Origin of the sequence: Natrinema sp. LN54 (assembly GCF_052439245.1) — an archaeon.
GTDB lineage: Archaea > Halobacteriota > Halobacteria > Halobacteriales > Natrialbaceae > Natrinema > Natrinema versiforme_A.
In genome coordinates this window covers 195,045-207,758 of record NZ_JBQVRP010000006.1, presented here as the reverse complement: position 1 = coordinate 207,758, position 12,714 = coordinate 195,045, and the positions used below count along the sequence as shown (strand labels likewise).

The window sequence follows — 12,714 nt, the reverse complement described above, 5'->3', positions numbered from 1 at the left end:
GGTAGTGACGGGTATGCGTGACGAAGACGAAATCCGCGAGCAGTACGAGTTCCTCAAAGAGCATCTCGAGAGCGACGAGATGCGCCACGACGGCGTCGAGGAGATGTTCACCTACTACAAGCGCGCGATCGGCTGGGTGCTCGAGGAAGAACACATCTGATCGCGTAGAGCGGACCCGACACGACTCGTGGCTGTCCTGTGTCGTTACATTTAAGTACACTCAGCGGAATCATCCACGTGACGCTTCGCTTGGAGGGCCGAAGCGTCAGCGGGGACCAATTCAGGGCGGCAAGCGATCGCGTGACATTTTTCCGTCACGCGATCTGCTTTCCTGTTTCGAACTCACACGACACAGTGGCGACGCTTGTGGATCGTCTCGATCGATCTCGAGCCGCTGGCTATCGTGCTCGTTCAATATAATTGTACCGAAACGTAACTACTGAACTGTAAACATGAACTGCGCATTATGTGTGGTTCGGCGGGGGATTCGTCACGGGTGTTATGAATCGTGAGCAGTGAAAACGAGACTCCTCGCTGGTAATAGGCCTCTTTCGATCGTAACAACCCGATAGCCTTATTAAAATTCGACAGTAAGTGAGAGTGGTACTTTCCCAATGTACGACCTGACAGGATTCCAGCGTGACCTACTCTACGTCATCGCTGGCGAGGATGAGCCCCACGGACTGGCGATCAAAGAGGAACTTGAGAACTACTACGAGAAGGAGATCCACCACGGGCGGCTCTATCCCAACCTCGACACCCTCGTCGACAAGGGGCTCGTCGAAAAGGGCCGGCGCGACCGGCGGACGAACTTCTATACGCTCACCCGCCGCGGCCGCCGCGAACTCGAGGCGCGCCGCGAGTGGGAGACCCAGTACGTCGATCTGTAGCGCGTCCCGCTCGTCGGAGACTCGATTCCGTCACGTCACTGGCCCCCTGCAGCGATCGCTACCGCTCTCCGATCTCCCGGCACGTCGCTTATATGCAATCACGGCAAATGATCAGCAGTGAACGAGGTCGCGCTGCAACTCACCGATCCGCCCCTCGAGGAGACGGTCGTCCGGCTCGCCCTCGCGAGCGCGCTGGGGATGTTCCTCGGGCTCGAGCGCGAGTGGTCCCAGAAGTCCGCCGGGATTCGGACGTTCTCCCTGATTAGCCTGCTCGGTGCGGTCTTTACGGTACTCGTCAACGAGGGTGGCGTCGGAGAGAGCCTCCTCTTACTGGGCGGACTGCTCGTCATCGTTCAGGGTGTCCTGCTCGCCGTCCAGGGGCTCACCGAGGACGATCCGGCGGAAACCGGCCTCTCGCTGACGACCTCGGTGTCGATGCTCGTCGCCTACGGCGTCGGCTCGCTGGTCGCCGTCGGGTTCATCATCGAGGGAGTCACGGTCGCCGTCCTCTCGTCGCTGCTCCTAATCTTGAAGCGGGAACTCCACGAGTTCGCGTGGGGACTCTCCCGCGAGGAGATGCGCTCGACCACGGAGTTCGCCATCCTCGCGTTCGTCATCTACCCGATCCTCCCCGCGACCTACGAGCCAGAAATCGCGGGCATCACCATCCCGCTCGAGCCCCAGGTCATCTGGCTGATGGTCGTCGCCGTGGCGGGCATCGGCATCGCGAACTACGCGATCGTCTCGACCTACGGCGGCCGGGGCATCGCGATCACCGGCTTCTTCGGCGGGCTGGCCTCCTCGACGGCCGTCGTCGGGACGATGCTCGATCACGTCAACCAGCGGCCCGAAGCGTCCTCCTACGCCGTCGCCGCGATCTTGCTCGCGAACGCCGCTATGGCCGCCCGCAACCTCGCGATCGCGGTCGGCTTCACGGCCGGCAGCGGGAGCGACATCCTGATCGAGGCCGTCGTCCCGCTCGGTGCCGTCATCCTGCTGGCGTTCGCCGTCGCCGCGCTCACCGCCGACTGGAGCGAGTCCGGTCCGATGGAACTCGAGAGCCCGTTCTCGCTGAAGAACGCCCTCGCGTTCGGGGCCGTCTTCCTCGCCGTCCTCGTCTTCGGTTCGCTGGCCGAGACGTGGTTCGGAACCCTCGGCTTCTACGCGACGGCCGTCGCCAGCGGCTTCGTCTCGAGCGCCGGCGCGACGACCTCGGCGGTCGTCCTCTACCGCGGCGGCCAGTTGAGCCCGGCCGAGGCGACGATCGCCATCCTGCTCGCGACGGTCTCGAGCATCGTGGTCAAGGCGCTGCTGGCGGCGACCTCGACGAACGACGGCTTCCGGAACCGGGTCGCTGCCTACAGCACGATTCTGCTGTTGGGCGGGGCTATCGCGTCGATTCTCATCGTCATCTAGGGCGTCGAGTAGTTTTAGCCGCCGGCGGCCGAAGGGATCGTATGGACCGAGCAACGGTCGAACCGCAGGTGGACGCGATTCCCGGCGAACGGGCGAGCGAGTGGGTCGACTACCACCACCGGTTCGCCGCCCCGAGCACGTACGTCTACGAGTTCGTCTGGGACGCCGGCGGTGAGGCGGTCGGCCCGTTCTGTACCGACGTCGACGGCAACGTCTTGCTGGATTTCACGAGCCACGTCGCGGCCGCGCCGCTCGGTTACAACAATCCGACGATCCGGGAGAAACTCCGCGAGTTCGACCTCGTCGACCCGCTGAAGATCGCCGGGCAGGACTTCTACGTCAGCGGCGGCGGCCGACCCGAGGACCCCGAGTTCCCCGGCCCGACACAGTTGATGGACCGGCTGGTCGCGATGACAGAGCACTACGACATGGACCGGGTCTTCCTCTCGAACTCCGGCGCGGAGGCCGTCGAGAACGCCATCAAGATCTGCTACGCCGCGGGCGGCCACCGCGCCGTTACCTTCGACGGCGCGTTCCACGGCCGAACGCTCGGCGCGCTCTCGCTCAACCGCTCGAAAGCCGTCCACCGCAGCGGCTACCCGGAAATTCCGGGCGTTGTCAGCGTCCCCTATCCCGCGACCGACGAGGCCTACGAAACCCGCTGGCGAACCGACGGGCCCGGCGGGAACGTCGTCGCCGATGCCCTCCACCCCGAGCGCGGCGTCATCGATTCTGCCGAGGTCGCCTACCTCATCCTCGAGCCGATCCAGGGCGAGGGCGGCTACCGGGTCGCCCATCCCGACTTCGCCCGCGACCTCGAGGCGCTCCGCGAGCGGTACGGCCTCCGAATCATCGCCGACGAGATCCAGTCGGGGATCGGACGGACGGGCGAGCTGTGGGCCGTCGACCACCTCGATCTCACGCCGGACGTCATCACGAGCGGGAAGGGTCTGCGCGTGGGCGCGACGATTTCGCGCTCTGATGTCTTCCCGCAAGAGAAGAGCCGTCTCTCCTCGACGTGGGGCGCGGGCGATCTCATCGCGGCCATGCAGGGCGTGCTCACCATCGATACCATCCACGAGGACGACCTGCTCGCGAACGTCCGCGAGCGCGGCGAGCACTTCCGCGCGCGACTCGAGGACGCCATCGCGGACGGCGACGCGCCCGGCGCGGTTGCGGTCCGCGGTCGCGGACTCATGCTCGCCGTCGAATTCGATACCAAAGAGCGTCGCGACGCGGTCCTCGAGGGCGCGTTCCGCCGCGGCCTGTTGACCCTCGGCTGCGGCTACAAGACGCTGCGATTGCTGCCGCCGCTCGACGTCACCGAGCGCGAGATCGAACTCGGGTCGCGACTGCTGCTCGAGACGATCGCAGACGTCGCGGCGGAACACTCTGCATAGAAATCGAAATCGTCGATCGCGGGCTCGAACGCATTGTTTCCGACGCGGCTCGGTCGATCGGGCCGTTACTCGCCGCGGAGTTCCGCCATGTGGTCGATCCGGCGCTGGATGAGGTCGGCTGTGCCGATGTCGTGGCGTACGCGCAGTCCCTCCTCGCCGGCGACCGCGAGCGCGTCCTCGGCGATCTCCTCGGCCTCGTCGATCGAGTCGGCGACGCCGACCAGCGCGAACGACCGCGAGGTGGTCGTGTAGATCCCGTCGTCGCGTTCGTCTACACTGGCATAGTAGAGGAGGGCCTCTCCCGCGCTCTCTTCATCGACTTGGACCTTCGCACCCGACTCCGGATCGGTCGGGTAGCCGTCCGGCACGGCGTACTTACAGACCGTCGCCTGCTCGGCGAACTCGAGTGCCGGCGGCGCGTTACCGTCGCGGGCGGCGGTCAGGATCTCGAGGAAGTCGGTCTCGAGGACCGGCAGCGTGTTCATCGCCTCGGGGTCGCCGAAACGGGCGTTGAACTCGACGACGCGGGGACCGGTCTCGGTCAGCATGAACTGGCCGTAGAGGATACCCCGGTAGTCCTCGAGGGCGTCGACGGTCGCCTCGATGATCTCGACGGCCTCGTCGTAGTCGGATTCGGTCATGAACGGCAGCTCGTTCGTCGCGTCGGAGTAGCTGCCCATCCCGCCCGTGTTCGGCCCCTCGTCGCCTTCGTAGGCGCGCTTGTGGTCCTGCACTGCAGGCGCAGTCCGGAACTCGCCGTTGGCGACGAACGCCTGGATCGTGAACTCCTCGCCGATCAGCCGTTCCTCGAGGACGATCCGGTCGTAGTCGGACTCGCGGATGTACTCCTTGCCCTCCTCGGCGGTGACCTGATCGCCGATGACCTTGACGCCCTTGCCGCCGGTCAGCCCGGCGGGCTTGATCGCGAGGTCGCCGTCGTACTCGTCGATGAAGTCACAGGCGGCCTCCATGTCGTCGAAGGTCTCGAAGTCCGGACAGCCCGGGATATCGTTCTCCGCCATGAACCGGCGCTGGAAGGCCTTGTCCGTCTCGATTCGGGCGTCTGCTTCCTTCGGGCCGAACGGGTAGACGCCCGCGGCCTCGAGTTCGTCCGCGACGCCGGCCTCGAGGGGCGCTTCCGGGCCGATGACGGCGATCGTCGCGTCGATTTCCTCGGCGTACTCGACGACCGCCGTCGGGTTGGTCGTCTCGAGCGTCTCGAACCCGGACGCGATGCGGGCGATGCCGGGATTTCGGTTGCCGGCACAGGCGTAGAGGTCTGCCTCGCTGTCCGCGAGCGCGCGGGCGATGGCGTGCTCGCGGCCGCCACCCCCGATCAATAGGACGTTCTCTCGCATGGTCGATAGCGGAACGCACGAACCTGTAAGCGTTGCTCTTTCCTCGAGGCGAACCTATGCACGATTGTGGGGGCGTATCGGAAATATCGATGGCTCACGAACTCGTGGTCGGTGATCAGTCAGCGATTTGCGTTCCGACTGACCAGAGGATACTGAATCCGGTGAGCAAGAGTGCAGTGGTCACGACGGCACCGAACGCACTATCCGTTACACCCAGCGAAAGAGACACCGCCGCTCCGGCTGTGAGGGCCTTGTAAATTCGGTCGGGGTCCCTCTCGATTGACACAGATCGGAACGCAGACATAGTACAGTCGTGTTGGATGAAAATAATAGTTCTTTTGATAGTCGGATCGAACGGCAGCGACGCCGCCGATCTCACCGTGCTCCTCGGATGCGGGCTTCGAGTGCGAACCCGTCGATACTGCTCCGTAACTCGTCTTTCTCGAACTCGACGATGTCACTCACGGTCGTCCGAGTCGCTTCCTCTGAGGTGATTTACGAGTTCCCACGGTGCGGTGAGCGCGACGGCGAAGACAACGACCGCAGCTAACTGGGCGAAGAATCCGTCGACGACGCGAATCGCGAGATAGCCGGCGAAAGCGCTTATGAGAATCCGGATAATTCGGGCACCGACCCGCTCGAGGAGTGCGGTTTCAAGGGCGGGCATATCCCGTACTCGTTCCTGCACAGATGTTAACCTATTGATCTTATTTTAGCTGTGAAACAGCGGCGGCCGCGGATCCCTGCCGTACTCTCCGTCGCGGAGGTGGGCCTCGAGCGCCGACTAACGCAGCACGTCCCCAGAGTGGAAGTGAATGCAACCGTAGTCGTCGATTCTCTGGAAGACGGTCGCGTTCAGATCACACGGAAACATCGTCGAAACGGTCGTAATCACCATGATGGCTCTTTTCAGTCCCATCCGCATCGGCTTGCGGGACAAGCCGTGGGGTAGAATTTCGTTATGTCGGGATTCACGGAATAGTATACAGTAGCCGATACTGCCCGCGAAACTGGTCCAACAGTTAAGCACGGTTCGGACATACGCAAGGACATGAACCACGGAACACTGCTCGAGCTCGCAGGGACCCTCTCCGAAACGGAAGCCGAAGAGCTACGGAACGCGATTCGCAAGTCGGAGGACCGATCGCGGGAGGAACTAGTCTCAAAACTCAACGACTAAGAACGAGCATGCGAAACGGGGCGACAATGCAACAGTATCTCGATCTCGTCGACACGGTCCTCTCCGAGGGCACCCACAAGCCCAACCGGACCGGCGTCGACACGATTTCGTCGTTCAGCGAGCACTACGAGGTCGACCTCCAGGAGGGGTATCCACTGCTCACCACCAAGGAGATGGACGGCTACCGCTGGAACTCGATGCTCCACGAGGTCTGCTGGTATCTCTCCGGCGAGGAGCACATCCGGAACCTTCGGGAAGAGACCAAAATCTGGGACGCGTGGGCCGACGAGGAAGGACTACTGGATACCGCGTACGGCCGCTTCTGGCGTCGGTTCCCGGTCCCGGACGGGGACGCCCGACTCGAGGGCGAGTCCTGGCCCGACGAGACCCAACAGTGGGTCACCGAGGAGGCAGACGGCCGGAAAACCTTCGATCAACTGCAGTACGTCATCGACACGCTCTCGGATTCGCCGAACTCGCGACGGCTCGTGGTCAACGCGTGGCACCCCGCCAACGCCGCCGTCTCGACGCTGCCGCCCTGTCACTACTCCTTCGTCTTCAACGTCCAGGGCGACCGGCTGAACTGCCATCTGACCCAGCGCTCGGGGGATACCGCACTCGGCATTCCGTTCAACATCGCGGCCTACGCGCTGCTGACGAAAGTGATCGCCCAGCAGACCGGCTTCGAACCGGGCACCTTCGCCCACACCGTCGTCGACACGCACGTCTACTGCGGTCGCGGCGACCGCGGCGACTGGTACGCCGACAACCTCGAGACGCTCCAATCGAAACTCGCCGACGTGGACGACCGCGAGGAGTACCTCGAGATTCGGGAGTGGCTCGAGTCCGAAGCGCCCGACGAAGCCGAGGGCGACGAGCGCCTCGATCACGTCCCCGGCCTGCTCGAGCAACTCTCCCGAGACCCGCTCGAACGCCCGACCCTCGAGGTGGCGGACGTTTCGATCGACGAACTCTCCTCCGACGACGTCGAGCTTCGGGACTACGAGTCACACGACGGACTCGAGTTTTCGGTGGCCGAATGAGCGAGGATCGAAGCCGGATTCCGGCGACCGACCGCGAACTCGTGGCCATCGCCGCCGTCGCCGACAACGGCGTCATCGGGGCCGACGGCGACATGCCGTGGCACGTCCCCGCCGATCTGCAGCACTTCAAGGAGACGACGACGGACCACCCCGTCATCATGGGCCGGGTGACCTACGAGGGCATCCTCGAGACGCTGGGCGAACCGCTGCCCGGTCGGACGACGATCGTTCTGACGAGTCTCGACCTCGAGACGCCGGACAACGCCGTGGTGGCACACGATCTCGAGGACGCCGTCGACGCGGCCGAGACGGCCGCTCGAGAGCGCCACGGTGATGTCGGCCGACTCTTCGTCGCCGGCGGCGCGACCGTCTACGAGCAGTTCCTCCCCGCGGTCGATCGGCTGGTCCTGACGGAAATCCACGACGCGCCCGATGGCGATACCTACTTCCCCGACTGGGATCGGGCGGCGTGGACGGAGACGGCTCGAGACGAACGCGACGGGTTCGCGTTCGCGGAGTTCGTCCGCGAGCGGTAACCGAACGATCCGTGCCGACAACTGCGGTCACTGATTCCGGGGAACGGAGGGGGTGACCGCTCAGGACGGGGGCGGCGGGTCGTCGTGTTCGGCGAAAACTACCACCCGGTAGACTTCACCGGCACCTCGTCGCGGCTCGGTTTCGCGGACTCGAGCGAAACGCGGATCGAACAGCCGGCTCCGGATCACCTGTGTCTTTTAGCCGCGCCGGCCGTAGGACCGTCCATGACCGACCCGACCCGGCGCAACCGGCTCGAGGACGAGGAGAGTCCGTATCTGCGCCAGCACGCGGACAACCCCGTCAACTGGCAGCCGTGGGACGAGGAGGCCTTAGCGGCCGCGAAGGAACGCGACGTGCCCATCTTCCTCTCGATCGGCTACTCGGCGTGTCACTGGTGTCACGTGATGGAAGACGAGAGCTTCGAGGACGAGGCGGTCGCCGAGGTCCTCAACGAGAACTTCGTCCCGATCAAGGTCGACCGCGAGGAGCGCCCGGACGTCGACAGCATCTACATGACCGTCTGCCAGCTCGTGACCGGCCGGGGCGGCTGGCCGCTCTCGGCGTGGCTCACCCCCGAAGGGAAGCCGTTTTTCGTCGGGACCTACTTCCCGCGGGAGGGCAAGCAGGGCCAGCCCGGATTCCTCGACCTCTGTGAGCGGATCAGTGACTCGTGGGAGAGCGAGGAGGACCGCGCCGAGATGGAGAACCGCGCCGAGCAGTGGACCGACGCGGCGAAGGATCAACTCGAGGAGACTCCAGACGCCGCGGGGGCCGGTGGGGAGCCGCCCTCGAGCGACGTGCTCGAGACGGCCGCCGACGTCGTTCTCCGGAGCGCCGACCGTCAGCACGGCGGGTTCGGCTCCGGCCAGAAGTTCCCACAGCCCTCGCGTCTCAGGGTGCTCGCCCGGGCGTACGACCGCACCGGGCGCGAGGAGTACCGCGAGGTGTTCGAGGAGACGCTGGACGCGATGGCCGCGGGCGGGCTCTACGACCACGTCGGCGGCGGGTTCCATCGGTACTGCGTCGATCGGGACTGGACGGTGCCCCACTTCGAGAAGATGCTGTACGACAACGCCGAGATCCCGCGGGCGTTCCTCTCGGGCTATCAGTTGACGGGCGAAGACCGCTATGCCACCGTCGTCTCCGAGACCCTCGAGTTCGTCGATCGCGAACTGACCCACGACGAGGGCGGCTTCTTCAGTACCCTCGACGCCCAGAGCGAATCGCCCGAGACCGGCGAGCGCGAGGAGGGGGCGTTCTACGTCTGGACGCCCGAGGAAGTACACGAGGCGCTCGACGACGAGACCGACGCCGCGCTCTTCTGTGCGCGCTACGACATCTCGGAGTCGGGGAACTTCGAGGGGCGGAACCAGCCCAACCGCGTGGCCAAAGTGTCCGAACTCGCCGGTCAGTTCGACCTCGAGGAGAGCGAGATCCTGAAACGGCTCGACTCGGCCCGCCAGACGCTGTTCGAGGCCCGCGAGGAACGGCCCCGGCCCGATCGCGACGAGAAGGTCCTGGCGGGCTGGAACGGGCTGATGATCTCGACCTACGCCGAGGCGGCGCTCGTACTGGGCGAGGACGACTACGCTGAAACCGCCGTCGACGCCCTCGAGTTCGTCCGCGATCGGCTCTGGAACGAGGACGAACAGCGGCTTTCGCGGCGCTACAAAGACGGAGACGTCAAGGTCGACGGCTATCTCGAGGACTACGCCTTCCTCGCGCGGGCCGCATTAGACTGCTATCAGGCCACCGGCGAGGTCGACCACCTCGCGTTCGCACTCGAGTTGGCCCGCGTCATCGAGGCCGAGTTCTGGGACGCGGACCGCGGCACGCTCTACTTCACGCCCGAGAGCGGGGAGTCGCTGGTCACCCGGCCGCAGGAACTCGGCGACCAGTCGACGCCCTCCGCGACCGGCGTGGCGGTCGAAGCCCTGCTCGCCCTCGACGAGTTCGCTGCCGAAGACTTCGAGGACATCGCCGCGACCGTCCTCGAGACCCACGCGAACAAACTCGAGTCGAACGCGCTCGAGCACGCGACGCTCTGTCTCGCGGCCGACCGGCTCGCGGCCGGCGCGCTCGAGGTGACGGTCGCCGCCGACGCCCTCCCGACCGAGTGGCGCGAGCAGTTCGCGTCGCGGTACGTGCCCGACCGGCTGTTCGCGCTGCGGCCGCCGACCGAGGCGGGCCTCGACGACTGGCTCGAGACGCTGGGGCTCGACGACGCCCCGCCGATCTGGGCCGGCCGCGAGGCCCGCGACGGCGAGCCGACGCTGTACGTCTGTCGCGATCGGACGTGTTCGCCGCCGACCCACGAGGTGACCGAGGCGCTCGAGTGGCTGGGCGAGAACGCGGCAGTCGAGGGCTCGAGCGGGTCCTCAGCCGAGGAATCGGGGAGTCCGTTCTAAGCCGTCGCTGAATCGATCCGCTCCGCGGCGGGACGGCCGCCGAATGTGGAAAGGATAGATACCGCGATCCGATCCCGAAAACGGGAGTTACGCCAGTTCTCTCTCGAGTTGCTCGGCGATCCAGACCGCCGGTGGCACGGCTTCTTCCTCGACGAAGCGGGTGAGCTCTTCGCCCGCATCGTTTTCGACGACGATCGTCGGGATGTACTCGATGTCGTACGCCTCGACGCCCGGCCCCTGCTTGTCCTGATCGATGTCGACCTCCTCGATCCGGTCGTCGGGGACTTCGGCCGCCTCGAGCGCCGCGCCGAAATCGGGGAGCAGGGCGCGACAGTCCTTACACCAGTCGCCGCCCCAGACCTTGTACACCAGTTCGTCGTTGTGCGCTGCGAGCGTGTCGACCGCTTCCTCGTAGGACGCCGCGTCCCACGTGGGGTTCGGCCGCATGGTCTCGAGACTCATACGCACGGGTTACGTCTCGGCGGGCTTAACCGCGGTGTTTCCGACGGCCCCTTCGCTCGAGTGGCTACCCGCTCTCTCGTAGCCGGCCGACCATCCACCGCCGGGTGGGACTTTCGAGGTGTTTGCGGTCCCCGGTCTCGCTTCGAAGAGACCGCAGACGACACTGCCGACTTCGTGTAACTCGTTACAGCAAACAGTATACGTCTCGACTACCAATGGCTGGCCAATGAAAGGGAGCATCCTGGACACCATCGGGTCGCCGCTCGTCCAGGTCGACTCGCCGGAGGGTGCAACGATCGCTGCCAAGATCGAATCGTTCAACCCCGGCGGCTCGGCCAAGGACCGGCCGGCCCGCGAGATGGTTCGGGCCGCGGAACGCGACGGCCTGATCGAACCCGGCGACTGGCTCGTCGAACCCACGAGCGGCAACACCGGCATCGGCCTCGCGCTCGTCGCGGCCGCCCGCGGTTACGACCTGACGATCGTCATGCCCTCGGACAAATCGAAGGAGCGTCGGCAGGTCATGGCCGCCTACGGCGCGGACCTCGAGTTAGTCGACGGCGACATGGAAGACGCCCGCGCCCGCGCCGAAGCGTTCGAGGCCGAGGGCGCGATCCAACTCGGTCAGTTCGAGAACCCCGCGAACCCCGAAGCCCACTACAAGACGACCGGCCCCGAAATCCTCGAGCAGGTCGACGGCCGCGAGATCGACGCCTTCGTCGCCGGCGTCGGCACCGGCGGCACGATTTCGGGGATCGGTCGGCGGCTCCGCGAGGAGTTCCCCGAAATGGAGATCGTCGCGGTCGAACCGGCCAGAAACGCCGTCCTCTCGACCGGCGAGTCCGGCAAGGACGAGTTCCAGGGGATGGGCCCCGGCTTCGTCAGCGACAACCTCGATCTCGATCTCATCGACCGCGTCGAGACCGTGAAACTCGAGGACGCGGAAGCGGAGTGCCGTCGCCTCGCCCGCGACGAGGGGGTCCTCGTGGGCCAGTCGAGCGGTGCGACGAGTCTCGTCTCCCAGCGCATCGCCCGGGAGATCGCCGAACCGGACCTCGAGTGTCCGGAGGTCCCGACCGCGTTCGACGAGGGGACGGAGCCGGCCTCTCCCGAAACGGACGGCGGACGAGCGGCCGACGACTGCCCGCTCGTCGTCACCGTCTTCTGGGACAGCGGCGAGCGCTACCTCTCGACCGGCCTTTTCGACTGAGCCGAGTGGGCTGACGATCTGTCGGCCCGCCGCAACGAAAAGCGCTCTTTCACCTATCCGAATCCCTTTTACCCGTTGCCCCCTACACTCATGTCAGATGACATGCCCCTCCAGACGAGCGGTATTAGGCGGAACGGCGTCGCTGATCGCGCTGTCGGCCGGCTGTCTCACCGGTGATGAGGACGAAGGGTCGCCCGACGACGGAACCGGCGATCCCGAGGACGGCGAAACCAACGACCTCCCCGACGCGCTGGCCAGTTACGAAACTCAGCCCTTCCAGTCCCCGGACCGGACGACATCGCCGAGCGCCGAGTTGCTCCGCGACCGCGACGCGGCCGACGACTGGCTCGACGTGCGAGACTCCCCACCCGAGTCGCTGACCGACTTCATCGAGGACACCGACTTCGAGGTGTCGGTGCTAGCCCGACTCGAGGCCGGCGCACCCTCCCCGTGTCACGAGATGGTCCTCGAGTCGATCGGGATCGACGAGAGCGAGGAGAACGACGACGCGCTCGCGCTCAGGGCGGCAGTGCAGGAGACGTCCGACGAGACGGAGGCCTGTGCCACACAGGAGACGACCGTCGGCCGGCTCGTTCGGGCGACCTTCGAGTCCGAGCCGCTGTCGAAGCTCTCGGTCAGTATCACGGACCGACACGGACAGGCCAACGGGATCGCGGTAGCCAGCGAGAGCGTGTCAGAAAGCACGAGCGAGAGCGACGGCACGGCCGACGACGAGAGCGCGAACGAAACCGACAGTTCCGCGGACAGCGACTCGGACGGCGAGTAACGCGAACGGTTGCTGAGCGGCGA

At 65.6% G+C, this 12,714-nt stretch carries 13 protein-coding genes; 10 read left to right on the top strand and 3 right to left on the bottom strand.

The window, feature by feature from the left end:
- Positions 1-13 precede the first annotated feature (13 nt).
- From ACT4ML_RS18120 to ACT4ML_RS18105, 4 genes are all read left to right on the top strand, one after another.
- A complete protein-coding gene (locus ACT4ML_RS18120; RefSeq protein ID WP_006429946.1) occupies positions 14-160 on the top strand; it encodes a hypothetical protein in 147 nt (48 codons plus the stop codon).
- A 454-nt stretch (positions 161-614) separates the two neighbouring features.
- Positions 615-890 (top strand): PadR family transcriptional regulator, encoded by a 276-nt coding sequence (locus ACT4ML_RS18115; protein ID WP_444722122.1) that lies wholly within the window; start codon positions 615-617, stop codon positions 888-890.
- 117 nt (positions 891-1,007) lie between these two features.
- Positions 1,008-2,306: an MgtC/SapB family protein gene (locus ACT4ML_RS18110; RefSeq protein ID WP_444722121.1), complete on the top strand. Its 1,299-nt coding sequence runs from the start codon at positions 1,008-1,010 to the stop codon at positions 2,304-2,306.
- 41 nt (positions 2,307-2,347) lie between these two features.
- Positions 2,348-3,706, top strand: coding sequence for an aminotransferase class III-fold pyridoxal phosphate-dependent enzyme (locus ACT4ML_RS18105; RefSeq protein ID WP_444722120.1), 1,359 nt, complete (start codon positions 2,348-2,350; stop codon positions 3,704-3,706).
- A gap of 65 nt (positions 3,707-3,771) precedes the next feature.
- On the opposite strand, the gene purD is transcribed toward ACT4ML_RS18105, so the two are convergent.
- Both purD and ACT4ML_RS18095 read right to left on the bottom strand, forming a co-directional pair.
- The gene (gene purD / locus ACT4ML_RS18100; protein ID WP_444722119.1) at positions 3,772-5,064 is read right to left on the bottom strand and encodes a phosphoribosylamine--glycine ligase; all 1,293 of its coding nucleotides are present in this window, start codon (positions 5,062-5,064) and stop codon (positions 3,772-3,774) included.
- Positions 5,065-5,521: 457 nt separating this feature from the next.
- Positions 5,522-5,731, bottom strand: coding sequence for a hypothetical protein (locus ACT4ML_RS18095; RefSeq protein WP_444722118.1), 210 nt, complete (start codon positions 5,729-5,731; stop codon positions 5,522-5,524).
- 384 nt (positions 5,732-6,115) lie between these two features.
- On the opposite strand from ACT4ML_RS18095, the gene ACT4ML_RS18090 reads away from it, so the two are divergent.
- From ACT4ML_RS18090 to ACT4ML_RS18075, 4 genes are all read left to right on the top strand, one after another.
- On the top strand, positions 6,116-6,244 hold the full coding sequence (locus ACT4ML_RS18090) for a hypothetical protein (protein WP_444722117.1): 129 nt from the start codon (positions 6,116-6,118) through the stop codon (positions 6,242-6,244).
- A 26-nt stretch (positions 6,245-6,270) separates the two neighbouring features.
- The gene (gene thyA, locus ACT4ML_RS18085) at positions 6,271-7,287 is read left to right on the top strand and encodes a thymidylate synthase (protein ID WP_444722116.1); all 1,017 of its coding nucleotides are present in this window, start codon (positions 6,271-6,273) and stop codon (positions 7,285-7,287) included.
- Positions 7,284-7,823 (top strand): dihydrofolate reductase, encoded by a 540-nt coding sequence (locus tag ACT4ML_RS18080; RefSeq protein ID WP_444722115.1) that lies wholly within the window; start codon positions 7,284-7,286, stop codon positions 7,821-7,823. The genes thyA and ACT4ML_RS18080 overlap by 4 nt, the downstream gene beginning before the upstream one ends.
- Before the next feature lie 225 nt (positions 7,824-8,048).
- Positions 8,049-10,232 (top strand): thioredoxin domain-containing protein, encoded by a 2,184-nt coding sequence (locus tag ACT4ML_RS18075; RefSeq protein WP_444722114.1) that lies wholly within the window; start codon positions 8,049-8,051, stop codon positions 10,230-10,232.
- An 87-nt stretch (positions 10,233-10,319) separates the two neighbouring features.
- Here ACT4ML_RS18075 and ACT4ML_RS18070 read toward each other — a convergent pair whose 3' ends face one another.
- Positions 10,320-10,694, bottom strand: a complete 375-nt coding sequence (locus ACT4ML_RS18070) for a TlpA family protein disulfide reductase (protein ID WP_444722113.1) — start codon at positions 10,692-10,694, stop codon at positions 10,320-10,322.
- A gap of 226 nt (positions 10,695-10,920) precedes the next feature.
- Here ACT4ML_RS18070 and ACT4ML_RS18065 point away from each other — a divergent pair, with 226 nt between their 5' ends.
- Complete coding sequence (locus tag ACT4ML_RS18065; RefSeq protein ID WP_444722112.1) at positions 10,921-11,904, top strand: PLP-dependent cysteine synthase family protein; 984 nt, start codon at positions 10,921-10,923, stop codon at positions 11,902-11,904.
- 97 nt (positions 11,905-12,001) lie between these two features.
- Entirely contained in the window at positions 12,002-12,691 is a 690-nt protein-coding gene (locus tag ACT4ML_RS18060) for a hypothetical protein (protein ID WP_444722111.1), read from the top strand.
- Positions 12,692-12,714 lie beyond the last annotated feature (23 nt).

Coding starts and splice junctions, on each gene's coding strand:
- ACT4ML_RS18060 (WP_444722111.1), top strand. CDS start 12,002: ATGACATGCCCCTCCAGACGAGCGGTATTAGGCGGAACGGCGTCGCTG.
- ACT4ML_RS18090 (WP_444722117.1), top strand. CDS start 6,116: ATGAACCACGGAACACTGCTCGAGCTCGCAGGGACCCTCTCCGAAACG.
- ACT4ML_RS18105 (WP_444722120.1), top strand. CDS start 2,348: ATGGACCGAGCAACGGTCGAACCGCAGGTGGACGCGATTCCCGGCGAA.
- ACT4ML_RS18120 (WP_006429946.1), top strand. CDS start 14: ATGCGTGACGAAGACGAAATCCGCGAGCAGTACGAGTTCCTCAAAGAG.
- purD (WP_444722119.1), bottom strand. CDS start 5,064: ATGCGAGAGAACGTCCTATTGATCGGGGGTGGCGGCCGCGAGCACGCC.
- ACT4ML_RS18075 (WP_444722114.1), top strand. CDS start 8,049: ATGACCGACCCGACCCGGCGCAACCGGCTCGAGGACGAGGAGAGTCCG.
- ACT4ML_RS18070 (WP_444722113.1), bottom strand. CDS start 10,694: ATGAGTCTCGAGACCATGCGGCCGAACCCCACGTGGGACGCGGCGTCC.
- ACT4ML_RS18095 (WP_444722118.1), bottom strand. CDS start 5,731: ATGCCCGCCCTTGAAACCGCACTCCTCGAGCGGGTCGGTGCCCGAATT.
- ACT4ML_RS18065 (WP_444722112.1), top strand. CDS start 10,921: ATGAAAGGGAGCATCCTGGACACCATCGGGTCGCCGCTCGTCCAGGTC.
- ACT4ML_RS18080 (WP_444722115.1), top strand. CDS start 7,284: ATGAGCGAGGATCGAAGCCGGATTCCGGCGACCGACCGCGAACTCGTG.
- ACT4ML_RS18115 (WP_444722122.1), top strand. CDS start 615: ATGTACGACCTGACAGGATTCCAGCGTGACCTACTCTACGTCATCGCT.
- thyA (WP_444722116.1), top strand. CDS start 6,271: ATGCAACAGTATCTCGATCTCGTCGACACGGTCCTCTCCGAGGGCACC.